General features: G+C 53.9%; 18 protein-coding genes. 7 read left to right on the top strand and 11 right to left on the bottom strand.

Features of this window, described 5'->3' with window-relative positions:
• Nucleotides 1–16 precede the first annotated feature (16 nt).
• Nucleotides 17–853 carry a copper amine oxidase N-terminal domain-containing protein gene (locus NSS64_RS24850; RefSeq protein WP_341141877.1) on the top strand — a complete coding sequence of 279 codons (837 nt, stop codon included), beginning with the start codon at nt 17–19 and terminating at the stop codon, nt 851–853.
• Between the two features lie 154 nt (nt 854–1,007).
• On the opposite strand, the gene NSS64_RS32825 is transcribed toward NSS64_RS24850, so the two are convergent.
• Nucleotides 1,008–1,145, bottom strand: coding sequence for a putative holin-like toxin (locus NSS64_RS32825; RefSeq protein ID WP_445253461.1), 138 nt, complete (start codon nt 1,143–1,145; stop codon nt 1,008–1,010).
• A gap of 882 nt (nt 1,146–2,027) precedes the next feature.
• Between NSS64_RS32825 and NSS64_RS24845 the strand changes: the two genes are divergently transcribed.
• Complete coding sequence (locus tag NSS64_RS24845) at nt 2,028–3,131, top strand: slipin family protein (protein WP_341141876.1); 1,104 nt, start codon at nt 2,028–2,030, stop codon at nt 3,129–3,131.
• 64 nt (nt 3,132–3,195) lie between these two features.
• On the opposite strand, the gene NSS64_RS24840 is transcribed toward NSS64_RS24845, so the two are convergent.
• The 5 genes from NSS64_RS24840 to NSS64_RS24820 all read right to left on the bottom strand — a co-directional run bounded on the left by NSS64_RS24840 (nt 3,196) and on the right by NSS64_RS24820 (nt 10,412).
• The gene (locus tag NSS64_RS24840) at nt 3,196–4,953 is read right to left on the bottom strand and encodes a hypothetical protein (protein WP_341141875.1); all 1,758 of its coding nucleotides are present in this window, start codon (nt 4,951–4,953) and stop codon (nt 3,196–3,198) included.
• A gap of 57 nt (nt 4,954–5,010) precedes the next feature.
• Nucleotides 5,011–5,901 (bottom strand): carbohydrate ABC transporter permease, encoded by an 891-nt coding sequence (locus tag NSS64_RS24835; RefSeq protein ID WP_341141874.1) that lies wholly within the window; start codon nt 5,899–5,901, stop codon nt 5,011–5,013.
• A gap of 11 nt (nt 5,902–5,912) precedes the next feature.
• Nucleotides 5,913–6,875 (bottom strand): ABC transporter permease, encoded by a 963-nt coding sequence (locus NSS64_RS24830; RefSeq protein ID WP_340991067.1) that lies wholly within the window; start codon nt 6,873–6,875, stop codon nt 5,913–5,915.
• Between the two features lie 192 nt (nt 6,876–7,067).
• Nucleotides 7,068–8,633 carry a response regulator gene (locus NSS64_RS24825; RefSeq protein ID WP_341141873.1) on the bottom strand — a complete coding sequence of 522 codons (1,566 nt, stop codon included), beginning with the start codon at nt 8,631–8,633 and terminating at the stop codon, nt 7,068–7,070.
• A gap of 12 nt (nt 8,634–8,645) precedes the next feature.
• Nucleotides 8,646–10,412, bottom strand: a complete 1,767-nt coding sequence (locus NSS64_RS24820; protein ID WP_341141872.1) for a sensor histidine kinase — start codon at nt 10,410–10,412, stop codon at nt 8,646–8,648.
• A 215-nt stretch (nt 10,413–10,627) separates the two neighbouring features.
• Here NSS64_RS24820 and galA point away from each other — a divergent pair, with 215 nt between their 5' ends.
• Nucleotides 10,628–13,390 carry a beta-galactosidase GalA gene (galA, locus tag NSS64_RS24815; RefSeq protein WP_341141871.1) on the top strand — a complete coding sequence of 921 codons (2,763 nt, stop codon included), beginning with the start codon at nt 10,628–10,630 and terminating at the stop codon, nt 13,388–13,390.
• A 432-nt stretch (nt 13,391–13,822) separates the two neighbouring features.
• Here the strand turns inward: galA and msrAB are convergent, their stop codons facing one another.
• The 5 genes from msrAB to NSS64_RS24790 form a co-directional block, all read right to left on the bottom strand.
• Nucleotides 13,823–15,382, bottom strand: coding sequence for a bifunctional peptide-methionine (S)-S-oxide reductase MsrA/peptide-methionine (R)-S-oxide reductase MsrB (msrAB, locus tag NSS64_RS24810; protein ID WP_341141870.1), 1,560 nt, complete (start codon nt 15,380–15,382; stop codon nt 13,823–13,825).
• Between the two features lie 17 nt (nt 15,383–15,399).
• On the bottom strand, nt 15,400–16,116 hold the full coding sequence (locus tag NSS64_RS24805; protein ID WP_341141869.1) for a cytochrome c biogenesis CcdA family protein: 717 nt from the start codon (nt 16,114–16,116) through the stop codon (nt 15,400–15,402).
• A 44-nt stretch (nt 16,117–16,160) separates the two neighbouring features.
• Complete coding sequence (locus NSS64_RS24800; RefSeq protein ID WP_341141868.1) at nt 16,161–17,201, bottom strand: sensor histidine kinase; 1,041 nt, start codon at nt 17,199–17,201, stop codon at nt 16,161–16,163.
• Entirely contained in the window at nt 17,201–17,905 is a 705-nt protein-coding gene (locus tag NSS64_RS24795; RefSeq protein WP_209875352.1) for a response regulator transcription factor, read from the bottom strand. Before NSS64_RS24795 ends, NSS64_RS24800 begins: the two co-directional genes overlap by 1 nt.
• 75 nt (nt 17,906–17,980) lie before the next feature.
• Nucleotides 17,981–18,487 carry a stalk domain-containing protein gene (locus NSS64_RS24790; RefSeq protein ID WP_341141867.1) on the bottom strand — a complete coding sequence of 169 codons (507 nt, stop codon included), beginning with the start codon at nt 18,485–18,487 and terminating at the stop codon, nt 17,981–17,983.
• Between the two features lie 223 nt (nt 18,488–18,710).
• Between NSS64_RS24790 and NSS64_RS24785 the strand changes: the two genes are divergently transcribed.
• The 4 genes from NSS64_RS24785 (at nt 18,711) to NSS64_RS24770 (ending at nt 24,353) form a co-directional block, all read left to right on the top strand.
• Nucleotides 18,711–19,868, top strand: coding sequence for a 5-methyltetrahydropteroyltriglutamate--homocysteine methyltransferase (locus NSS64_RS24785; protein ID WP_341141866.1), 1,158 nt, complete (start codon nt 18,711–18,713; stop codon nt 19,866–19,868).
• Between the two features lie 872 nt (nt 19,869–20,740).
• Nucleotides 20,741–21,808 carry an ABC transporter substrate-binding protein gene (locus NSS64_RS24780; RefSeq protein WP_341141865.1) on the top strand — a complete coding sequence of 356 codons (1,068 nt, stop codon included), beginning with the start codon at nt 20,741–20,743 and terminating at the stop codon, nt 21,806–21,808.
• Between the two features lies 1 nt (nt 21,809).
• A complete protein-coding gene (locus NSS64_RS24775) occupies nt 21,810–22,577 on the top strand; it encodes a (2Fe-2S)-binding protein (RefSeq protein WP_341141864.1) in 768 nt (255 codons plus the stop codon).
• Nucleotides 22,578–22,628: 51 nt separating this feature from the next.
• Nucleotides 22,629–24,353, top strand: a complete 1,725-nt coding sequence (locus NSS64_RS24770) for an AraC family transcriptional regulator (RefSeq protein WP_341141863.1) — start codon at nt 22,629–22,631, stop codon at nt 24,351–24,353.
• Nucleotides 24,354–24,363 lie beyond the last annotated feature (10 nt).

Genomic DNA, 24,363 nt, shown 5'->3' with positions numbered 1-24,363 from the left:
AAAGGAGAAATGAATTATGAATCATCGCCATCGTCCATTCTTTCGGCTGGCTATGAAATCCTTGATTATGCTGCTGCTCGCTGGTCTGCTGCCAGCCGTACATACGGCGGCTCCGGCGCAGGCCGCACCGGTAGTGGGGAATCAGATCAGGCCGCTGCTGATCAATAACCAATATGTGCTGTTTCCAGGTAAGCTGGCGCCCTATATCCAGGCGGGTAAATTAATGGTACCTGTCCGTGCGTTTGCTGGTGCGCTGGGTGCACAGCTGACCTATGATGCCGCCAGCAAAAGCTCCACGGTATCGCTTCTTGGGGAAAGTGTGGGGAAACTGCGGGCCGGGCAGGCTACGGCGGTAACCAAAGACGGGAGTGCGATAGCGCTGGGAGTGTCCCCGCAGTTGCAGGATGGTGTGCTGTTTGCGCCGATGAACCCGATCCTCACCGGGCTGAAGAAGCTGAAATGGGAGAACATGTCTAACGTGCTTAACCGCAATGTACTGATAGTGCAGGGCCGGGGTGACACAGTGCTGCCGCAGGCCAAGGCGTGGCAGAGCGTGACTCCGTTTGGAGATGTGCCTGGGGAGAAGCATAATCCTTTTTACCCTACACTGTTGACACAATCTGCTGATGGGAAAGGCTTTCGGCTAAGCCTCAGCGTGCTTAATGACTCCGGGTTCGTCATTCCTAAGGGTGCTTCCAGCTTGGAGTTCGTCGCTGTGAACAGTCAAGGGCAGGCGGTAGTCCGGCAGCTTCCCGGCCCTTCTCAGGCTACTCCCAAGGCAGGAGCTTTGTCATTCACGATTAATGTGCCCACAGCACCGGATTATGTAATTTTCAATTCACGGATCAAGTAAAAACACAAGGAAGTAAGGTACGGAAGAGTGGGCTCGGGCTAATGAGAAATTCTAAGAGAGTGGTGCAATAGGCAGGAGAAAGTATAATAAAAAAAGAGAGCCGTGCTGGACACACGACTCTCGGAGCAATAGCCACTTTTAAGGGCAGAGGCTTCTAAAGGTTATCCATTGAAATAGGACGCTTACCGTTGGCCGGGGTGGCCTGATTCTTTTTGTGGAAAGAGAGAATCAACACAACCAGAGTCACGAACGAAATCATTAGGGTCAATGCTTGGTATACCTCCACAGGCATTACCTAAAAGCTCTCGCAGAAAGCTACTTCGTAAGCTTAAGCATTTCCAGGCTAATGAGAGATTTAAGAGAGTGGTGCATTAGGCAGGAGAAAGTATAATGAAAAAAGAGAGCCGTGCTCGATACACGACTCTCGAAGCAGTATCCACTTTTAAGGGCGGTGGCTTTCGGAATAGCAGTCAAGAAATAGACCGATTCCTTTGGTGAGGGCGGTCTATTTTTTTGTAGTAATTTTGAATATACAAACCCCTAACCAAGCTCAAAAGCAGCCAACACCTGCCTTTGGGCTTCTTCCTGTGCCGCTTAAAACTCCCCCCTCTGGAAATTTATTCTCCCATCGTAATACTTCCGCCATGTTCGTTCCGCCTGATCTAAGCGATGATAGAGCCTGTAGATAACGCTGAGCGCGTTCATCCTACATCCGGTTCTTATCCGGGCGGGCGTAACGAGGCGGGGATCTCTGGTGATCCCGCAGTGCCGGCATGTATGTTACGGTATCCTGTACGGTCCGTTGCGGTAAGAGTCACCATAGGGTTCGATTCCCTAATCGCCTTCACAGCGACGTTGGTTACAGTACTCGATTTCCATCGAGCGACTATTGAAGCACAATCGGAGTAAGGAAACCAATGGACAGAATCTCTGGCGGCTAGTCTAGCGCACTGCGGAAGGGCTTTGCAATCCGTGGATACCGATGGTGCGGCAGCAGGGGAGGACTGGGTAAGGACAGAAGGGAACGAAGGCTGGCTGAAGGTTGGGTTAGCCTCAGGTCTCAAGAGTCCTCCCGGACCTCCCGGCAGACCGCCTGTCTCAAACGTGATTCCGCCGGGTCCGCAGCGGGATTCTGTCATCCATTGGTCAACACATGAAGGGGGTAATACATACGATGTTGAAGCCAATCACGATTCAAGCGGACCAGCGCGGTCTGCTCTTTCATAAGGGAAGTTATGTGAAGCGGCTGCTGCCGGAAACCTACCGTTACTTCTCATGGTCGCAGCATACGGTGGTAGTACTGAACATTGGCAGACCGTTTAATGTCGAGGGCAAAGATCTGGAGCTGTTCTTACAGGAGGATGAACTCCTGAAGGAGCTCGATGTCGTACGCGTACAGGATCATGAGATCGTTCTGCACTATGAGGATGGTCAATTCATGCAGCTGCTGAAGCCGGGGGTGTATGCGTATTGGAATCTGCTGAGGAAGCATACCTTCGTTCACACGGACATCCGTGTGCCGGAGCTGCCCGCCGGGATTGACCGCTCGATCATCGCGCGGCTGACACCGTATGTGCAGAGCTGCGAAATCGCCAGCCACGAGCAGGGCTTCCTGTTCTATGATCATACACTACAGCGGGAGCTTACGCCGGGGAAGTATTATTTCTGGAAGGGACCGGTCTCGGTGCTGACCAAGAAGGTCGATCTGAGACAGCAGCAGATGGATCTGCTTGGCCAGGAGATGATGACCGAAGATAAGGTGACGCTGCGCCTGAACTTCGTCTGCCAGTACCGGATCGTAAGTCCGCACCGCGTGCTGGAGATGAAGGATTTCGATGAGCAGATTCACATCCAGCTTCAGCTCCTGCTGCGGGAGTATGTCGGGACGCTGAGATTGGACGACCTGCTGAAGCGGAAAGAGGATGTGGCCTCCTTCATCCTGGACCGTATCCGGGAGAAGGAGGAAGAGTTCGGGGTGCGCTTCCTTGGGGCGGGGGTGAAGGATGTGATTCTGCCGGGAGACATGAAGGACATCCTCAACACCGTGCTGCTCGCTGAGAAAAAGGCGCAGGCGAACCTGCTGACCCGCCGGGAGGAGACAGCCTCGACGCGCAGCCTGCTGAATACGGCGAAGCTGATGGACGAGAATCAGACGCTGTTCCGGCTCAAGGAGCTGGAGTTCCTGGAGAAAATATGCGACCGGATCGGTTCCATCTCGGTTACGGGCGGCGGCGATCTGCTGGAGCGGTTAAGCTCACTCATCGGCAGCAATAAGTAGACCACTTAAGATATAAGTAAAAGACGCCCGGGAATGTCTCCCCGCAGCGTCTTTATTTGTTGCCTTATTGATAAGTTCCAGTATACTTCGGCGATACCAGCTTAGTGCCGGTGGCTTCTTTGAGTTCCTGGACGCGAGCATTCTTCGCGGCTTCGATATCCTTCAGGCCCAGCTTGTCCAGGGTGGTGAGGGCTTCGGTGTAGACGGATTCGAATTCGGCTTCACTTTTGGCGAAAATGATTTTGGGAACGATTTGTGCCCAGTAGACATTAATCTTCGCTTCAGCATTGGCTTCCTTGGAGCCGGGCTCATAGGCATCGAACAGGTTGCCGGAATCCATAACGTCATTGCTGAACATATATTTGGCTGTGCCGGAGAAGAGCTTGTCCATATATTCGGTCTGCTCGGTCTTTTCGGCTTCTTTGACATCCTTCAGCCATACCTCATTAACCATCCACCAGATGGAGTCGAAGCCCCATTTCTTGGAGGCGGCATTCCAGTCCTTATTGATGGCTTCCTCAATCTCGGGGTTCAGCTTGTATTTGCCGTCTGCCGTTACCGTGAAGGTCTCGCCTTCCTTGCCGAAGCTGTTGACGGTCTGGCCATGCTCGCTGTACAGATATTCCAGGAACTGAATCGCACGGTCCTGCTGCTTGGATTTTTTGTTAATGAAGGTCAGGGTCCAGCCCTTATTGAGCGATCTGCCGTATTGCGGCAGCGTGCCTTCCTTGGACTGAATCGCGTCAACGGTTACATATTTCGCTTCCTTATCCGCTTGATAGAGATTGTTGACCGGATCTTTGTAGTCGGCATAGCTGCCGATCTTCATGAAGATCGAGCCCTGCGTCATTTTCTCCGCAATCTGGTTGTGGTCGCTTGTGAAGTTCTCCAGCGATAGCAGATCTTCCGAATACAGCCGGTTGACGAATTTCAGCACATTCTTGAATTCGCCGGTACGGCGGACATCTGAATAAGAGCCGTCCTCGGTCTCGCTAACGGCGCCGAAGGAGCCGCTCAGCACGCCCAGGGAGTCGTTGATATATTTATCCTTATCGTCCAGATAGACCGGAATGACATCCATGCCGTTATATTTCACCCCGGCGGCCTTCACCTTCTTCAGCGCTGCAATCAGGGAATCCTCCTGCTGCAGGTCTTCCATAGTAATGCCAAGATCGTTCATGATATCCTGGCGGACCAGAATCTGGCCATTGGAGCGTTCATTGTAGAACTTCTTCACCCCGGGATACTGATCGAGCATCTCTGGCGATACATAGTAGTTCGGAATGGAGTAGAGATTGCCGTCCGGCTGGGTGTACCAGTCCACCATGGATGGCGGCAGAATGGTCGTCAGGTACGGATCATACTCCTCCATCAGCTTGTTAAGGGGAGCCACCGTGCCGCTGCTCATCAAGGTCTGGATCAGTGAGTTGCTGTTCCAGCGGTCCAGTGTGATAATGTCGGGCAGATTGCCGGTTGCCATCATCACGTTGAATTCGGAGTTCACATCATTGCCAGCGAGTACATAATCTACGCTGACGCCGGTCTCACCGGTAATAAGCTTGTCTACATAGTTGTTCTGCGCATCCCATTTCTTGGAGTACCCCGGTACGCCTACATACCAGGACAAGGTAGCAGGCGCCGTGTTAGATTTCCAGCCGGGTTCTGAGGCTGTCGCTGCATTCGCGCTTGCGCCTTCGCTGCCAGCAGCCGCTGTAGGTGACGGGGTGGTTTCGTTATTGGCGTTGCCCGTTTTGGAGCAGCCGGTTAATACGAGTGTCAGACTGAGACAGATGGACAATAAGGCCGTTGCTGTTTTCTTCATTTTTTTACCCCCAAGTTATCATCGTAAGCTATATGTTCATCCCACCTTAAGGCGGATTTATCCTTTGACAGAGCCAATGAGCATGCCCTTGATGAAATACTTCTGTACAAAAGGATAGATCAGCACAATCGGGAGCGATGCGGCGACCATGGCGGCCAATTGCAGAGTTGTAGTCGTGACGGTACTGTGCGCCGTGCCGACGGTGCCCGACATATTAGCCAGCAGTAGAGCGGCTTCCGTGCTTTGAACCAATTTCAGGATATAGAGCTGGACCGTCTGCAGATGATCGCCGAACGTATAGATCATGGCGTCATAATAAGCGTTCCAGTGGCCGACAGCCGTGAAGAGTGAGACCGCAGCGATCACGGGCTTGGATAAAGGCAGAATAAACTTGAAAAAGATCGTGTATTCCCCCGCGCCGTCGATTTTGGCGGATTCGATCAGTGCTTCCGGCAGCTCGGCGAAATAGGAGCGGAACAGAATCACATTCCAGAAGCTGAACAAGGCCGGAATAATGAACACCAGGAAGTGATTGTACAGCCCCAGCGAGTTGATCAGAATGAAGAACGGAATCATTCCGCCGCTGAGGTACATACTGCTGAGTCCCAGCATGGAATAGAATTTCCGGTATTTGAGGTTCCGGCGGGAGAAAGCGTAAGCGAACATAGCTGTAAACACAATATGGGTGAACGTACCGATCACCGTCCGGGCGACTGTAACCCCGAAGGCCCGGATCAGAGCGCTGTCGCTGAACAAAGCGCTGTAGTTGTCCCATGTGAACTGCCGGGTGAACAGGTACACGCCGCCTCTGGCGTAGTCAGCGCCTTCATTGAAGGAGCCGATTACGGAATACCAGAACGGATAGAGCGTAAATACAATCAGAATGAGCATAATCAGAACATTGCAGGCATTGAACAGCTGTTCACTCCATGAGCGATCCTTAACCACAAGCGTACCCCCTAGAAGATTCCTCTTTTTGTTATTTTTTTGGCCGTGAGATTGGCGAGATAGAGTAGGATGAGCGCGATGACCGTCTTCATTAAGCCAACAGCCGTAGCGTATTCCATACGGAACTCCCTTAGCCCCACTTTGTAGACATAAGTGTCAATGACCTCACTGTTATCAATATTCAGAGGATTCTGAAGCACGAAGAACTGGTCGAAGCCGCTGTTCAGGATATTACTAATGGAGAATACGAGTAAAATGACAATCGTGCCGGTAATAGACGGCAGTGTAATGTGCCAGATGCGCTGGAAGCGCGTGGCCCCGTCCATGTAGGCCGCTTCATACATTTCCTGATCGATGCCCGCAATGGCGGCGAGATAGAGAATGGCACCCCAGCCCAGCTCCTTCACGAGATTCGTCAGCACGGCAAGCAGCCAGAAGTAGTCCTTTTCCCCAAGGAAATGGATCGGCTCGGAAATGATCCCAAGCTGCAGCAGCACATAGTTAACGACACCGCTGCTCGGCGACAGAATGTTGATAATCAATCCGCCGAAGATGCTCCAGGAGATGAAGTGGGGCAGATAAGTGACCGTCTGCGTCAGCTTTTTGAAATGCTGGGAGGTCAGCTCGTTGAGCATCAGCGCGAACAGGATGGTCAGGGGGAAGTTGATGAGCAGCCCCAATAAATTGATGCCAAGTGTATTGCGCAGCATATTCCAGAAGTTGATATCGTTCACGAACTCCTTGAAGTTAGCCAAGCCGACCCACTCTGCCGTAAAGATGCCTCTGATCCCTGTGACGATGTTGTATTCCTTGAAGGCAATCAGTACCCCATAGAGCGGAATAAACGTAAATACGAGAATGAATATAATACCGGGAAGAATCATGGTCTGAAGCGATAGCTGATCCTTGTTCCGGAAGTTTGTGCTTGTGCCCGGGGATTTGCGCGCCGCAAGCGTAACCTCTGAATCTGTCATCTGGCAACCTCTTTTCTCTTGTGCTCATCCAATTGTAAGCGGATTAAGAAAGCGATAACAGGATTGGAGGTTATGAAAAGGTATCATTATTCATCCTGATCAGACAAAAAGCCCCTCATTTCGCCTGAGCGAAACGGGGAGCTTGCCGTCATGAGGCAGAGTGGGGCGGAAGAATCACCGCTTAGCTTGAATTCACCGGGCTTGCTTCTGGAATTCCTTCGGGCTGACCCCGAAATAGCTTTTGAAGACGCGGGAGAAGTTCTTGGGGTTGCTGTAGCCGAGCTGCTCGGATACTGTATGGATTTTGACATTGAGTCCGCTGAGGGCCTGCCTGGCGTATTCCATCCGCTTCATCGTGACATAATCCTGGAAGTTGACCCCGGTGCTGTCCTTGAACATTTTACTGAAATAGTTATAGCTCATATTACAATAATTGGCGATAAAAGCCATGTTGATGCCGTTCAGCAGCTGCTCCTGCACATAGGTCTTGGCAATCTCCACTACATCACCGGTGTGCACCAGGCTGGCGCGGGCTTCGATCATGTGCAGGATGCAGGACTTGAGGTACAGCCGCAGGGCCTCGCTTCGTTCGAAGGTAGAGAAGTCGCGCTTCTGGCCGGGAATCCAGCCGATCGTGTGCAGAATGATATCGTAATTGTGGCGAATGCTGCTTATGCTGCTGCTCTTCAGGGCTTCTTCGTTAAAATAATGCTGGATCAGCGGGAGCACCTGCTCCCGGCGCCCCATATCGATCAGCTCCACCAGCGTTCTCAGATGCTCCGGCTTGATCCGATTGTCTTCCTTGTTCAGTGTGTCCTCGTACAATATAAGGCTCTGGCGGGAGGTGATCAGCTTGTACTGAAGGGTATCAAGCGCACTCTGATACGCGTACGCCAAGCCGCTGGTGAGGAAATCGGACTCAGCAGCACCGGCTGTCGCTCCCTGAGCTGCACCATCTGCGCAGTAGACCGCAGCACCGACAGCTACCGCGGCGGAGCCATCCGCCAAGAATTGCTGGAGCAGCTTGTGTATACCGCCAGCATCATAGAGCTGGTCGTTATAGTTGAGCCAGAGGACCAGGTCATTATGGCGGTTATAGAAGGGGAGCAGCGTAAGCTGGGGCTGATCCCAATCGGCGGCCAGCAGAAGGTGCTCCCAGTTGCCGCTGGCGGAAGGCTCGTGCGGAGCCGGTTGGTTTACGGAGACGATGGCCGCCGCAGTGACAGGATGAGGCAAGCGGCAGCCCAGCTCATCCAGTACGGCATGGATGGCGTCATGGTCATCCGGGGCAGTGTGCAGAACCTGATTCATGCTGCGGCTGGCTTTCTCCAGCAGGGCCAGCTTGTTCTCGGAATGGCCTTCAAGGTCCTGCTGCTGCTCCTGCTGAAGCTCGTGCACCGTCTTGTTCAGCACCTCGGCAAGGTCGCCCGAATGGACGGGCTTCAGCAGATAGTCGCGCACGCCCAGCTTGAAGCTCTCCTTCACCAGATGGAAATCATCGTATCCGCTGATGACGATGATCTTATGGCGCTGGTGCCGTTCCTTAAGCGTACGGATCATCTCCAGCCCGCCCATGCCGGGCATATTGAGATCCGTCAGCACGATCGGCGGCTCTTCCCGCGCGATGACCTCCAGCGCATCTGCGCCATCGCGTGCGGTCAGCAGCGGGCCGATATGAGGCACCTTCAGGTACTCGATAATATCCTGAAGCCCCTCGCGCACGATTTTCTCATCATCTACGATCAACAGCTTGTACATCCCTGTGCCCTCTCATTCATAAGGAATTCTAATCTGAACCTTCGTATAGTCATTGCTCTTGCCCTCCATGGTAATGGGGTAGGCGTCGCCGTAATACAGGCGCAGTCTGGAGTTGATATTGTGCAGGCCGATGGAGCGGCGGGGCGGCTCGGCCGCAGGGTCCTCGTAATGGAGCGGGGCGCGGAACTGTTCATTCAGGCCGGCAATCTGCTCTTCTTCCATGCCCCACCCGTTATCGGTGATGTCAATGATAAGCTGCTGCTGTTCGGCGTAGGCCCGCACCTGGATATGCAGCAGCTCCCGCCGGGCGGTCTGTCCGTATTTAATACTGTTCTCCACGATCGGCTGGAGCAGGAACTTGATCACCGGAAATGCTTTTAACGATTCATCGATCTCAATATCCAGCCTGATGGCCTTGCTGCTGCTCAGCGATTGCAGACTGACATACTTGCGGATTAAGCCGATTTCCTCGTTCAGCGTCGTATGCAGGGTATTGTCGCTCAGGTTGTAGCGCAGGATCTTCCCGAAATCCGCCAGCCGGTCCGCCGTGTCGAAGATCTTGGCCTTAATCAACTGCATCCGGAAGATATCGAGTGTATTGTAGATGAAATGCGGGTTGATCTGATATTGCAGCGCCTTGATCTGGGCTTCCTTCCGCAGCCGCTCCTTCATGACTACCCGGTGGATCAGCTCGTTATTGCGCTCGATGAGGTCGTTGAAATCATGCGCGAGCTGTCCCAGCTCATCCGGCCTGTTATCGGGAATGCGCAGCGAAGTGTTGCCGGTAATGACCTGGCGCATAACCGACACAATTTTGTTGAGCCGCAGAAAAATCATTTTGAACATGAAATAACAAGTGATGATCAGCAGCAGAATACTGAACACGATCAGCAGGATCTGATTCCACACATTTTTGCGGACAGAGGCATTGAGCTGCTCCAGCGATACCTTGTACACTAGGCTCTGGCCGATGGAATCGAGGTTACGATGCAAATATAAATATTCTCCCTGGATAAAATAAGCTCGCTTATCGCCGATATGCTCCTGCAGGACGGCGGCTTCCTCTGCTTCGTCCAGCTCTGCGGTGGACAGTCCAATATGGCCGCCGGAATAGAGGAATTGGGCGTTCGACAGATTAGCGGGCTCCTCCTCGATGCTGAACAGGCTGTCCTCGGCCAGCGTAACCACGGCAAGTCCCAGCATGTCGCGGGCCGGCGAATACAGCTTGGTAAGCAGCGTATATTTCCTGCGCTCATCTTGTAAGCTGGCGGGGCCCAGCTCACGGTCATCCGGCAGCAGCCACAGGCGGGTCTCCGAATCCTTTTGCACAAATTGCTGTAGCTTCGGATGAGAAGAATAGTTGCTCAGATGAAAGAAATAAGGCCACGACTCCGGTATGGCGTCATTCCCCATATAGACACGGATGGAATAATCGTCACTCTCCGAGAAAGCGGTCGCATATTTAATAATGGGGGTGACGGTGTCCAGATATTCCTTCAGAAATTCCGACTGATCCCCCAGATAGGGGTCATTGATGAACTCGAGCATTTTGTTGTTCCGGTTGACCATGGAGGTCAAATCCGCTGCCACCTGGATGCGGCCTTCCATATCCTGATAGGATTGGTCAAAGGCATGGGACATATTGGTGATGAAGCTGTCCTGAATGTTGCGCGTGGTATGGGTGCTGTTCCACACGAGCAGGACGGAGAGCAGAATAAACGGAATGGTATAGAACACAATCATTTTGACCATAATGCTGTTTCTTGGTTTGGATATCATAGCGTTATCACCTTCTGCGGCAGGTCTTTACGGGTCCGGGAAGCCGGTCGCCGTATGGGTATTTACGATCTACTATGAACGCTGCTGTCCAAAAGAACAATCGAAAATGCATTAATGTTCATTTTGTGCTGTTTTATCCCTCCCTTTGTACTAACGTCTTTCGTTCCGCTTTTCTACAATAGAAGTATTACAACGATAGAGAGGTATTGACCTATATGAGAGAACGGTTAAGCATGGACAAGGATTGGTTGTTTCATCACGGGGATGTAGCTATCCCGGTGGAGAACAGCCACAAAGCGGTATACGGCAACGCCAAGGCAGGCGGCATCATGGGAGCAGCCAGCATTGAATGGAACGATAATGAGTGGGAGACGGTGGGGCTGCCGCATGACTGGTCTTACCGCCAGCCGTTCGACCGTGAGGGCGGGGTGCCGGACTTCGGCTACAAGCCGCGCGGTATTGGCTGGTACCGCAAGAAGTTCAAGCTGGAGCCGTCCGACAACGGCAGACAATTGCTGCTGGAGTTCGACGGAATCGCCACCTATGCAACGATTTATTTGAACGGCAGCGTGCTGGGGCGGAACTTCTGCGGCTATACCAGCTTTGTGGTGGATATCACGGACCATGTCTTTTATGGCGACCGCCCTAATCTGCTGGTTGTGAAGGTGGACGCCTCGGTATCCGAGGGCTGGTGGTATGAAGGTGCGGGCATCTACCGCCATGTGTGGCTTACGAAGAAAGACCCGCTGTCCATCGCCGATCGCGGCATCTGGGTCAATCCGGTGAAGCAGGACGGGAACAAGTGGCTGACGAACGTGGAGACGAGAATTACGAATGAGCGGGAGACGGCAGCGGAGTACGAACTCCTGTCCCGTGTGGTGGATGCCGATGGGACGTTAGTGGCGGAAGAACGGACCGCAGGCCGCGCGGAAGCAGGGGAAGCCGCCGTTCTGAAGCAGGAGCTGCCTGTTAGCTCGCCGCTGCTGTGGGATGTGGATGCTCCGCACCTGTACAAGCTGTGCTCTACCCTGCTGGTGGACGGAGAAGAGCGGGACACGGTCACGACTTCTTATGGTTACCGCAGCATTCGGATCTGCCCGGATACCGGATTCTATCTCAATGAACGCCCTCTCAAGATCAAAGGCACCTGCAACCATCAGGACCACGCCGGGGTTGGGGTTGCGTTGCCGGACTCGCTGCATGAATACCGGATACAGCGGCTGAAGGAAATGGGGAGTAACGCTTACCGCTGCGCCCATCACAATCCTGCGCCGGAGCTGCTGGAAGCCTGCGACCGTCTCGGTATGCTGGTGATGGACGAGAACCGCAACTTTGACAGCTCGCCGGAAGGGCTGCGCCAGGTGGAGAATATGGTGACGCGCGACCGCAATCACCCGTCTGTTGTGTTCTACAGCCTGTTCAATGAAGAGCCGCTGCAGGGTACACCGGTCGGGCGCAAAATGTTCAAGCGGATGAAGCAGGCAATCCTGCGTCTGGACGATACCCGTCCGGTTCTGGGGGCCATGAACGGCGGCGTGATGGAAGACGGCGGAACGGTCGACGTGATGGATATCGCCGGATTCAACTATATGCATGGCGGCTATGACCGCTTCCATGAGAAGCATCCCGGCCAGCCGATGATCGGGTCCGAGACGGTCAGTGCTTTTGCCACAAGGGGGACTTACGTCAGTGATACCGCGCTGCAGTTTTTTGACAGCTTCGACCGGGAACGGGCGAATTGGGGCAACACCGCAAGGGAGTCGTGGCAAGCCATTAATACCCGTGACTACATGATGGGCACCTTTGTCTGGACGGGCTTCGATTACCGCGGCGAGCCGACGCCTTATGAATGGCCCAGCGTCAGCACCCATTTCGGTATTCTGGATACCTGCGGTTTCCCGAAGGATTCCTATTATCTGTACCAGGCCTTCTGGCTGGACGAGCCGGTGGCGCATATCGCGGGTGGCTGGAACTGGCCGGGGAAGGAAGGGCAGCCCGTGACCGTCATGACGCATACCAACTGCGATGAAGTGGAGCTGTATGTCAACGGGGAGCTGCGGTACCGGCAGGCTGTCGATATTTATGAGCAATGCCAATGGGAAATTCCTTATGAGCCGGGAACGCTAAGGCTGGAGGGGTATCGTCAGGGCAAGCGGGTAGCGGTGGATGAGAAAATAACGCCCGGGGCTGCTTGCGCGCTACGGGTGGAGACGAGCAAGCCCGCTCTGCTTGGCGACGGGCGGGACGCGGTAGTTGTCAATGTCTACGCCATCGACGCCGAAGGGCGGTTTGTGGAAACAGCGGGGCAGCGGGTGTCCTTCTCGCTGGCCGGAAGCGGCATTATCCTGGGGGCGGGCAACGGCAATCCCAACTCCCACGAGCTGGATCATCTCATGGAGCGCTGCCTGTTCAATGGCTGCCTCCAGCTGATTGTCGGCAGCGATGCGGGGCATACCGCTATTGAACTGACGCTTCAGGGGGAGGGCTTGCAGCCTCTGGTGCATATCATCCCGGTAGAAGTGGTTGACGAGCCTCCTTATGTATTGTCCGTTCATGAGCGTTATATCAACAACTGGCTGCTGACACAGGAGCTCTCCCAGGAACGTCCGGACCCCAATGTGGAGATTCATCCTACGGACATGAATTCCTGGGAGAAGGTGGACGTCAGCTTCGGGCCGCAGCAGCTGCTTCAGGGAGCGGACGGCTATGTCATTTACCGCAGCTCCATCGCCCTTACGGAACGGGAGAAGAGCAGTAGTCCGTATCTGTATTTCCACGCGCTTAGCGGGGATACCGAAATCTATGTCAATGGCAGACTACTGGCTAAGCAGTCCTCGCCATGGCCTTCTACCCTGGAGGTTGCGCTTGACGATGTGGAGCTTGGCGACGAGACGGTATTGTCCGTGCTGGTCGGCATTCAGCCGGATGTGTACAAGCCGGGCATTAACGGTGCTGTTTCGATGGGATTGAGGGGGTAGAGGGCCGTGCGGCTAACACGGCTTTCGGAGCAATAGCCGCTTTTGCTTGATTAACTACACGCTGCATCAGTGGAAAGTTGTAATTATTGCAACATGAATACGAAGATGCCATGTGTTCGTGAGGCTTGTTGCACAAATTGCAACATTTGTCCCGCTAATCCGCGTGGACAAGAGTAAATGTTTACTTTTGTGCAGCATTTTTGAATTTGAGCCGAAATAAACAGAGGAATGTTGTATTATAGGCAGGATTTTTAAGTCGGCAGATTCACGTGGCAATGTCAGCTGCCCGGGAAGTCCCCTTATTCACTTGGGGCAGGCTGGATGATGATCTTAAGAAACACAATCGCCCTCCACACGGCTCAGCTTATGAGCCAGTGGAGGGCGATTCTTGTTGTATGAGAAACTCCTTCATCGGGTACCATTCCGCTTAATCTACTGCACCAGCCCCGTCAAATACCCGTAATGCTCCCCCTCCATCTGGTCCAGAGGGATGAAGCGGATGGAGGCGCTGTTGATGCAGTAGCGCTTGCCGCCGCGGTCAGCGGGACCGTCGTCGAAGACATGGCCCAGGTGGATGTCGCCGGACTGGCTGCGGACCTCAGTACGTTCCATGCCGAAGCTGGTGTCTGTATCGTAGGTGACGACCTGCGGGGCGATGGGCTTCGTGAAGCTGGGCCAGCCGCAGCCGGAATCGTATTTATCCTTGCTGGAGAATAACGGCTGGCCGGTGGCGATATCGACATACAGTCCGGCCTCGTAGTTATCCCAGTATTCGTTGCTGAAGGCACGCTCGGTGTCATTATTGACGGCTACGGCATATTGGTCGGAGGTTAACCGCTCCTTCAGTTCTGCGTCGGAAGGGCGCGGGTACTGGGCCGGATCGATAACCGGCTCTTGCTCATCCAGGATGCTTAAGTCGATGTGGCAGTACCCGTTCGGATTCTTCTCCAGATAATCCTGATGATATTCCTCCGCCAGATAGTAGTTCTCCAGAGGAAGGACTTCCGTTACGATCTTCTGGTCATACTTGGTCTGCTCCTGCGCTACGGCCTGCTGAATGATAGCTGCATCCTCCGGGGAGGAATAGTAGATTCCCGTCCGGTATTGAACACCCCGGTCATTGCCTTGCTTGTTCAGGCTGGTCGGGTCAACGACCTTGAAGTAAGCCTCCAGGAGCTGCTTCAGGGTGACCTGCTTCGGATCATACTTCACATGAACAGTCTCGGCGAACCCCCGGTCCCCGCGAATGACATCCTCGTAGGTCGGATTCTCGCCTTTCCCGTTGGCGTAGCCTGAGGTGACGTCCTGAACTCCCTGAATGCGGGCCATATAAGCTTCCACACCCCAGAAGCAGCCGCCCGCCAGATACAGGTCACGCAGATCCTTGTCCGCTATAGTTGCGGTCTTGACCGCTGGAACCGGGGCGGCGGCTGAGGCGGAGCTCATTCCCGCGAAGGTGTCCTGAATCTGCTCGTTGGAGGCATGACCCGGGAGGGACTTCACCAGCAACCCTTCTTCATCGATATAAAAAGAACTGGGATACGCCCGTACCTGAAACTCCTTGGCCCATGTCCCATCTTCATCGAGCAGCACGGTCAGATTGTCATACGACTGCTTGTTGAACCATTCCGTAAACTCCTTGGCGGATTTCTCGCCTTTGTAGCCTGGAGTTACAATCGATACCACCTGGAAATCCTGCTCCTGTCCGGCCAGCGTATTCAGTTCCTCCAGACCGGCAAGACAGATGGAGCACCAGGAGGCCCAGTATTTCACATACACGTTCTTGCCTTTCAGATCCTCCAGCTTCATAGGGTCGCCCTTCAGATCATTTAATGCGAATGCGGGTGCGGGTGCTGGCTTCCCCTTGTTCATGGCTGCCGGGGAGTCCGTCTTACCGGATGCTGTATCGGGCTTCGCACCGCATGCAGCCAGGATCGACAGCAGGCCGCCAATCACCAGCATATATCCCATCCACTTCCATATCTTTTTCATACCAGATTCCTCCACAGTTATTGAATCCAGCTCACAATCGTATTCAGCTGGTCTGTCATTAGCAGCAGCCCCATGGCGATCAGCATACAGCCGGAGGCGATCTTGATCCCTCCCATGAACCGGTACAGGCGGCGAATCCGCTGCACCAGAACCTCCGAGAAGACGGATAGTACGAGAAAAGGAATCGCCAGACCCAGCGTATACAGCAGCATCAGGAATCCTCCGTAAGCAGGGGAGCCTTCCCCGGCAGCGATACTGAGAATGCCCGCGAGTACCGGGCCGATGCACGGCGTCCACCCGAAGCTGAACGTCAGGCCGAGCAGGAAGGCCCCGAGATAGCCGCCGCGTGCAGCGCGGGGACTGGACAGCTTTTTTTCCCGTTCCAGCCAGGAGATCTTGATCAGTCCGGTCTGGTAGATTCCGAATAAGATGACAATCGCTCCGCAGACGGCAATGAATCTGGAGCTTGAAATGACATTGCCAAGAATACCGGAGCCGAAGCCCAGGGTGATGAAGACCACAGACAGTCCAAGCACGAAGATTAGGGTCCGCAGCATGAATACCGAACGGAACCTCAAGGAGCCTGTGTCCACTCCGCCCTTATTCACATTGCCCGCCAGGCTTCCGGACAGATAAGAGACATAGACCGGAAGCAGCGGCAGAATACAGGGTGCAAAAAACGATAATACCCCTGCGCCGAAGACGCCGAACAGGAATACAAAATCACCAGCCATCTCTGTCACCACCTATATGAATACTGCTTCTCTAGCGCTAAGGCTTACCGGCTGGTGTAGATGGGAACCGTGAACCAGAAGCAGCTTCCTGATCCCTTAGTGCTCTCTACACCAATCTTGCCGCCATGCAGCTCCACAATGGATTGGGCGATGGCAAGACCCAGTCCGGCGCCTCCGCTATTCTTATTGCGTGATTTATCTATCCGGTAGAACCGTTCGAAGATCCGTGCGGTCTCCGCCGCTTCGATTCCCTGCCCCTCATCGCTCACGGCGATCCGCAGGAAGAGGCCTTCCTCGGCGGCGGACAGCACGATATGGCCTTCTTCAGGAGAATGTTGAATGGCATTCTGCACAAGATTGGACAGTACCCGCTTGATCTGCGTGGGCATCATCAGGGCCGCAGGCAGCTTATCCGGCAGCTCAATCTCGACCTTCAGCCGCTTCTCCGCCAGATGGAAGGAGAAGCTCTCCAGCGTGCTGATCAACAGCTCATCTGCATGGCAGGGCTGCGGGTCGAAGGTTCCGCCGCTGGCCTCCAGACTGGATAGTTCAAAGAGGTCCTGGATCAGCCCGGCCAGCCGCTTCGTCTCCAGCCGGATCGTATTCAGATACCGCTGGAAGGTCTCTTCGTCCTTGATCACATCATCCTCCAGCGCTTCCACGAATGACTGAATGGAGGCAAGAGGGGTCCGCAGATCGTGAGAGACATTCGCGATCAGCTCCCGCCGGGCGGACTCGGACTGGTGGAGATGGTCGAAGCTCTCTTTTAGCTTACTGCTCATCTCATTGAATTGCCGGGCCAGGAGCTTGAACTCGTGCGGGCCGATCGTGGGGACTTCGGTGTGGAAATCCCCCTCGGCAATCCGTACCGTCTGCTCCGTAATCCGGGCAATGGACTTCTCCACCGGCCGTGTCAGCAGATGCTGGACGATGAAGGAGAACACGCCGATCCCGGCGGTGATGCCAGACAGATAATATAGCTGATCGATGGTCAGCAGCATCCGGGAATAACTGACGAATAGACAGATCAACAATACGCCGATCCCCGTGAGACTGGACAATAGCAGATAGGTACGCAGCTTCATCAGATGCCATCACCTGCAAACTTATAGCCGATTCCCCAGACCGTCTTGATGTATTTCGGGTCGGAGGGCGTCTGTTCGATCTTCTCGCGTAATCTTCGGATATGCACGGTAACGGTAGTCGTATCTCCTTCATAGCTGAAGTCCCAGATCTTGCTCAGCATCTGCGTCCGGGAGAATACCTGCCCCGGATGGCTCGCCAGCAGATAGAGCATTTCGAATTCGGTCACCGTCAAGTCAATCGCCTGCCCGCTGATCTCCACGGTACGCTTCCCGACATCGATGGTCAGTCCTTCGTATTTGATCGTGTGCTCAGCGGCGGTAACCGGCGATACCTGGACATATCTCATTCTGCGCAGAATCGCCTGCACCCGCAGTACGAGCTCCCTTGGACTGAAGGGCTTGGTCAGATAATCATCCGCTCCCATCGTCAGCCCCATCAGCCGGTCCTGCTCCTCGCCGCGCGCCGTCAGCATGATGATCGGGAGATCTTCGGTCTGCCGGATCTCACTGCACACCTCCCAGCCATTCTTATGCGGCATCATGAGGTCGAGCACAATCAGGCTTGGAGACTGGCTGCGCCATAGCTCTAGCGCTTCCAAGCCGTCCTTGGCGGTGGTGACCAGATACCCCTCCCGTTCCAGATACCTGCGGCAGACATCGGTAATATTCGGATCATCATCCGCGACCAGCACTCGTTCATTCATCCTAACCCACCCCATATCCGGAAAAATCCATTTGATTCCATCATATCACAGGGTGAGGACATCGCTCATCCCATCTTATTTCATGGCCTTGGCAGGCTTCATGTACATGGTCACTACCGTATCCGCCACATAAGTGCTGCCGTCATACAGGGCCGGAGCCATGCTCAGATTGACCGTTTTACCGTCGACCATCATTTTTTTCGACCCGATCATAACCTTGATCATCTTGCCCATCGGTTTCATACTGTCATCCATCATCTTGCCGTCATCCATCTTCTTGCCGTCATCCATCATCTTGCTGTCGTCCATCATCTTGTCGTCATCCATCATCTTGCCGTCGTCCATCATCTTGTTATCGTCCATCATCTTGTCCATGTACATCAGCGATACGGAGCGGTCCTTGCTGTTCCATTCAATGCTGTAGCCGTACATCATGGCGGCCTGTCGTAGGTTCATCAGCTCCATGCCGTCTTTCTTCATCGTCTTGATGCCTGCTGCCGCGCCGGCGATGCCGGACACCGCCAGAGAGAGTACCAATACTGCCGCCATCATGAACCGTTTGCCTGCTTTGCTGTTACCCATGCTTATCACGCTCCATATCTTTTTAGTGGTCTACATGGAACAGCATAAGCGGCAGAGCTTACGATTCTCTAAGCGAAACCTTACGATTGTATTACGGCAGCGCACAGAGCGTATAACTTCTCCCTATAGCCAGGTATCAGTTATAAGTGTTACTCCTAAGGCCGCACTCCATGCTAGAATTTATACACAAAGACAGAACAGTGGAACTAGAGGAGGGCTAATCATGTGTGATAGATTTCAGATCGTAGGCAGCCTGCTGCGTCCGGCGGAGCTATTAGAATATAAGCAGCAAATCGAACACCGGGACGATATTCAGTATCCTTTTTACGAGGATTTCCAGGGCTATGAGCAGTGTGAGGCGAAGGCGATTCAGTCGGTAGTCGAGCAGGCGAACGAGAATGGGCTGAGTATTCTGACGGACGGGGAGTATTCCAAGTCGATGTGGCATCTGGACTTCGCGTGGGGTCTCCAGGGGATTCAGCGCTATATCGCGCCTCACGGGTATTTCTTCAGAGATATTGACGGTACTTCCAAATATGAGACGCGAAAAGACATCGGTCTGCGCATCACAGGCGAACTCGGCGGCAAGAACCACCACTTCCTTCAGGCCTACCGCCAGCTTCAGGCTCATGCCGGAGACCGGGAGACGAAGCTGTGCGTGCCTTCACCGTCCCATATCTTCGGAGAGCTGTCCTGGTCGGATAACCTTGGCGGCGAGGGTGCAGTGTACCAGAACCGTGATGAGCTGAAGGCCGGTCTGGTGACGGCGTATAAGGATTTCGTAGGGGAATTCGCAGCCGCTGGCGGCAAAATCCTGCAATTCGACGACTGCCTCTGGGAGCTGTTCGCGGACGATAATCCGAATTCACCATTTACAGGTGAGGCAATCAACCACGAGGAAGTACAGAGTCTCGCTACCGAATTCATCGATATCAACAACACCATTATTGATTACGGACATAGCTTGGGGCTGCTCATGTGGACCCATAACTGCCGTGGTAATTATGATTCCCGGAATATGGGCGGCGGCTCTTATGTGAAGATTGCCAACCTGTTCCTGAAGCAGCTGAAGTACGACCGCTTCTTCCTGGAGTGGGACGACGAACGTGCGGGCTCGCTGGAGGCACTTGCTGTGTTCAAGGATAGACCGGAGACGGAAATTGTACTTGGCTTGCTGTCTTCCAAAACCAGTACGCTTGACGATGAGACCCGTGTCCTCCGCATGCTGGATGAAGCGTCCACGATCATTCCCAAGGAGAGATTACTGCTCTCCCACCAATGCGGGTTCGCCTCCTGCGACGGGGGGAATGAGCTGACGGAAGCGGAGCAATGGGCGAAGATCAGACAGGGGCAAGAGATTGCCCGGCAATATTGGGCTTAACTTCATTAATAGGTAGCAACTGTTCATAAAAGCAAGCCCGCATCTGGCAACAGGATGCGGGCTTGCTGCTGTTTATGAAACTAAGTAGTCTTTGAAACATCTGAATGAGGAGCAGATTGAATGTATATGAAAAACCGAACACAATATGCTACCACGAAGGTAAGTTGCCCAATGTATACGGAAATCCGAATACATTGGGTGCTGCTGCGATGAAGCGTCGCGCTATGCTCCACAGCCAGTAACATTTATAGAGAAATCCTGCAGGAAGTGCAACAATACTGCCCCATAGATGCGGTCTATGCTGAAATCCTGCAAGAAATGCAACAAATTCAGCGCTAATCTGCTCTAAACACCGAAATTTGTGCAAATAATGCAACATTGTACTTCAGCCAGTAATAGGTAAGGAGGAATCCTGCAAGAAGTGCAGCAATTCTCTATACAAGCGGCTGGTGAAAGGAGGCATCAGCATCCTTCACCCGGTAGGGTGATTTCCTAATGTTTCCTTCTATATCACCTGCTATATAGATTAAACTTGAAAATTTAAGTTAAGGGAAAAGTGGCGGAGGGGAATTTTGGAACTGTAGGAGCGGTAGCGTCCGCCTTTGTGTTTGAATTTCCACCGTGCGTAGCAGTTTTAATCAAGAAATTCAAACACAACAGCGGCCGGAAGTCCAAAACTTCTCTGGAGTTACGGCCATCCCAAAACAAAAAAATCATTAGTTCAATTTATATAGCTAAACACCATGTCGCATTTATCCGGCTGCAATGTCGCAAAAGTACATGGAAACAGAGGTGGCAGATCGGCTATACTCGCTGTAACAATTATGATAATGAAAATCATTATCACATAATACATAACAGGGGGAGTCAGCGTGAACAGAGCAACACAGAAACAAGGGGCCGGCAGGAAGAAATTCGCCGCCCGGCAATCAGGATTATTCATGGTATGGATGCTGGCGCTGGTACTGGTACTTACAGCTTGCGGTTCTGGGGGAGGCACGAATGCAGGTACAGCCGCACAGCCGTCTGCATCAGCAGAGCCGTCTCCATCGCCTGAAGCACAGACGCAGGCAACACCGGAGGCACAGGCTACAGCAGCCTACCCGGTTACCTTCAAACATATCAAGGGCGAATATACGCTTACGGAGAAGCCGAAGGTGATTGCTGTGCTTGATGTGAAATTCGCCGATCAGCTGATCGCGCTTGGAGAGAAGCCGGCAGGCAGTGTGGTTGCCGGAACCAAGGACGAGTTTCCGGAATATTTGAGTGCTCAAATGGACGGGGTGAAGGTCCTGGGTACACGCGATGAGCCCAATCTGGAAGCCATTGTGGCGCTGAACCCGGATCTGATCTTGATGACGGATTTTCAGGAAGAAGCTTATGAGAGCGTAAGTAAAATTGCGCCTACTATCGTCCTGGACTTCTATGAGGATTGGCGGGATACGCTGGCTACCATCGGTACAATTACAGGTAAGCAGGCAGAGGCCGAAGTGGTGAAGAATGCCTATGAGGACAAAATCACCGGACTGCGTGAGCAGCTGTCGGCGAAGCTGGGCGACGAGACGGTGGCGCTGATTCGTCCAAGACCGGAAGGGATTCGCGTACATGGTCCCGAGCACCGGACAGGAAGCATTCTGTATGAGGATCTGGGATTAAAGGCTCCAGCGTTCGTTCAGGCGATCAAAGATGATACCTCGGTTGAAATATCGATGGAGACTGTCTCTGACATCGGGGCAGATCACTATTTCCTGCTCTCGGATGATCTGTTCGCCAAAGAGGCAGAGGCTCTGGCCAGCAGTCCGATCTGGAAATCCCTTGATGCCGTCAAGAATAATCGTGCTTATGATGTGAATTCAACGCTCTGGATCGCTTACTATGGTCCCCTTGCGATCAATATTATTGTAGATCAGGCCTCGGAAGCGCTGCTTGGAGCTAACTGAGATGGACCGCTATCTGTCGTCGGCCCCCTGGAGGGTACTGGCGGAGGATTACCGGATGAGGCTGGGGGAGCCGCCTGCGGGCAGTGTCCGTACCATCGCTCTGAGTGAGCTGCAGGATGAAGCGGTATGCCGCGAATATGTTAGCTGGCTTAAGGAGTATATCGGTGCGCCGGACCTGCAGGTTGCGGCTTCCATGCTGGCCAAGCGGATCGGCTATCTGTGGATCGCGCCGATACTGACCGCCATGACCGTTCATAATCGTGAAGTCTTCTTCCCGCTGGACAGAAGCTTCCTCTATCATCCGGCTTCTGCAGAAGAGACGACATTCCCATTCCTGGCGCTGGACGGGCTTCACTCAGCCTCACCACCGGAGGATAGGGCCGTGTGGCGCGAAGCTGTTATTGAGGAGAATTTTGCGGCACGGCTTGCGCCGCTGCTGCAGACGCTTTCCGCCATTGGACCCGTCTCCATGGCCGTGCTATGGGAGAATATAATGGTGCGTATTGCCCCGCTCTATGCCCTTGGAGCAGACTCATCCGATGAAGAAAGGCTGCGGATGCAAGAGGATTTTGTGTATCTGACCCGGACGGCTCCCGGTCAATGCTTCGGCGTAAGACGCAATCCATTCACCCGGTTCACAGAAGGGAATGACGAGGCTCCGGTTGCGAAGAGCAAGCGTATCACGTGCTGCTTTTACTACCGGATGTCCGGGGAATATTGCAGAAAGTGTCCGAAAATTGACAATGAGAATGAATCTCAATTAAAATGACAGCAGGTCTATCCGTTTAGCAAGGGATACTGTTGTCAGGAGATGAGAGAAATGCCGCAACAAGAACAGGCAAGTCTATGGAGTGATACAGCAGTCAAGACGCTTGATGTGCGCAGCGGTACTGTGCCGCCCGGCGGTGTGCTGAGCGAAACGGGACTGGGGTCTAATCAGCTGCTGCTGGCCATCGGCGGGCAGGGAGGGCTTGTGATGAATGGTGAAGGCTGCCATGTCCAGGCCTCTTTTGCTTGTCATGCTGCCAAAGGATCAGCCTATACTCTGAGTGCGGGAACAGACAACATTCATTATACAGCGATTAGCTACAAGGCCATTCCTGTTGCGGGAGCCGCCCATGTGCTCTTCCCGCAGCGCAATCACCCGCTGCGCACTTCGTTCATTCACCATTCCGGGTCCCCGGCGGAGCTGCATATGGCGGCGGAGAGAATTGCCGCCAAATGGAGCCGGGGAGAAGGGCTGGAACGCTTCCATGCCAATGCGCTGCTGCAAGGCATGCTCTACGAGCTTATGATGGAGCATGAACGCGGTCAGGGCGGGGGTGAGCCCGATATGGTGGAGGTTGTTGCCGCCTATATCGAGGGGCATTATCGTCAGGAGCTGGGGCTTAAAGAGCTGGCCGCGCTGGCCGGATGCGGTGTGCGGCAGCTCCAGCGGCGGTTCAAGCAGGAGAAGCGGCTCGGGCCCATGGAATACGTAATCCGGCTGCGGATGGAGAGCGCAGAGCGGATGCTGCGTTATACGGATGCTTCCATCGGCGAGATCGCTGAGCGGACAGGCTACCGCGACATGTATTATTTCAGCAGGGCGTTCAAGAAGCATTATGGAGTTCCTCCGCTGCTCTACAGGCGTGCTGCCGCTTCAGAACAGGGGACGGTTACCGTTCCTTCGGGATTGCCGGAACGCTTGGCCTTCCCGCACGGATCAGCACAGGGTCCGGGGATCTCCCATCTGCGGGGCGAATATCGTGTTACCGCTGCTCCGCGGCGGATCGCCGTGCTTGACGTCCAATATGCTGACCATTTGCATGCGCTGGGGATATCTCCCGCAGGAAGCGTAGGCTTCGGAAGCGGGGCGCTGAATTTCCCCGCTTATTTCCGGGAGAGACTTGTGGCAACGGAAATGCTCGGCACCTATGAGTACCCGGACCTGCAGGCTGTTGAACGGCTGCGCCCGGATCTGATTATCTGCACCGAGGTGCATGCTCCACACTACGAACGCTTAAGCCAGGTGGCGCCAACGATCATGTTCAAGCGCAATGAGAGCTGGCAGACGATTCTGAGGCTGTTCGGCGAGCTGACAGGCAAGCAGGCGGAGGCGGAACGTATGATTGCCGATTACCTGCGCCGTACGGCATTGCTGTCCGCAGAGCTGGCTCCCGTACTCGCGGGTAAGAGTGTGGCTCTGATCCGTCCGCGGGAGTCCATCGTCCGGGTACATACGGCTTCTCACCGCACAGGCGCTGTGCTGTACCGGGACCTTGGTCTGCCTGCTCCGTTATTTGTGGCGGACACCGCCTCTGACACGGCCTATCATATTTCCGTTGATAGACTTCCGGCTGTGCAAGCCAATTATTACTTTCTGCTTAGCAACGAGAAGATGCAAGAGGGAATATCGATGATAGAGCACAGTGTGAGGGGCATGCTGGGTGCAGATCAGCGGCAGCTTATATACCCGGTGGATGCTGCTACCTGGATCGGCTGTTATGGACCTACAGGCATCAACTGCATTCTGGATCAGGTGGCCCAGGCCTTGCTGGCTTGAGCGGATCACG

Source organism: Paenibacillus sp. FSL H8-0122 (assembly GCF_038005345.1).
Lineage (GTDB): Bacteria > Bacillota > Bacilli > Paenibacillales > Paenibacillaceae > Paenibacillus_AQ.
Note: the sequence above shows the minus strand (reverse complement) of the source record. Positions and strands in the feature narration are given on the sequence as shown.

Excerpts from the sequence above, each read along its gene's own strand:
- NSS64_RS24825 (WP_341141873.1), bottom strand. The coding sequence starts at position 8,633 with ATGTACAAGCTGTTGATCGTAGATGATGAGAAAATCGTGCGCGAGGGG.
- NSS64_RS24770 (WP_341141863.1), top strand. The coding sequence starts at position 22,629 with ATGCCGCAACAAGAACAGGCAAGTCTATGGAGTGATACAGCAGTCAAG.
- msrAB (WP_341141870.1), bottom strand. The coding sequence starts at position 15,382 with ATGAAAAAGATATGGAAGTGGATGGGATATATGCTGGTGATTGGCGGC.
- NSS64_RS24785 (WP_341141866.1), top strand. The coding sequence starts at position 18,711 with ATGTGTGATAGATTTCAGATCGTAGGCAGCCTGCTGCGTCCGGCGGAG.
- NSS64_RS24845 (WP_341141876.1), top strand. The coding sequence starts at position 2,028 with ATGTTGAAGCCAATCACGATTCAAGCGGACCAGCGCGGTCTGCTCTTT.
- NSS64_RS24850 (WP_341141877.1), top strand. The coding sequence starts at position 17 with ATGAATCATCGCCATCGTCCATTCTTTCGGCTGGCTATGAAATCCTTG.
- NSS64_RS24795 (WP_209875352.1), bottom strand. The coding sequence starts at position 17,905 with ATGAATGAACGAGTGCTGGTCGCGGATGATGATCCGAATATTACCGAT.
- NSS64_RS24805 (WP_341141869.1), bottom strand. The coding sequence starts at position 16,116 with ATGGCTGGTGATTTTGTATTCCTGTTCGGCGTCTTCGGCGCAGGGGTA.
- NSS64_RS24820 (WP_341141872.1), bottom strand. The coding sequence starts at position 10,412 with ATGATATCCAAACCAAGAAACAGCATTATGGTCAAAATGATTGTGTTC.
- NSS64_RS24790 (WP_341141867.1), bottom strand. The coding sequence starts at position 18,487 with ATGGGTAACAGCAAAGCAGGCAAACGGTTCATGATGGCGGCAGTATTG.
- NSS64_RS32825 (WP_445253461.1), bottom strand. The coding sequence starts at position 1,145 with ATGCCTGTGGAGGTATACCAAGCATTGACCCTAATGATTTCGTTCGTG.
- NSS64_RS24840 (WP_341141875.1), bottom strand. The coding sequence starts at position 4,953 with ATGAAGAAAACAGCAACGGCCTTATTGTCCATCTGTCTCAGTCTGACA.
- NSS64_RS24775 (WP_341141864.1), top strand. The coding sequence starts at position 21,810 with ATGGACCGCTATCTGTCGTCGGCCCCCTGGAGGGTACTGGCGGAGGAT.
- NSS64_RS24830 (WP_340991067.1), bottom strand. The coding sequence starts at position 6,875 with ATGACAGATTCAGAGGTTACGCTTGCGGCGCGCAAATCCCCGGGCACA.
- galA (WP_341141871.1), top strand. The coding sequence starts at position 10,628 with ATGAGAGAACGGTTAAGCATGGACAAGGATTGGTTGTTTCATCACGGG.
- NSS64_RS24800 (WP_341141868.1), bottom strand. The coding sequence starts at position 17,201 with ATGAAGCTGCGTACCTATCTGCTATTGTCCAGTCTCACGGGGATCGGC.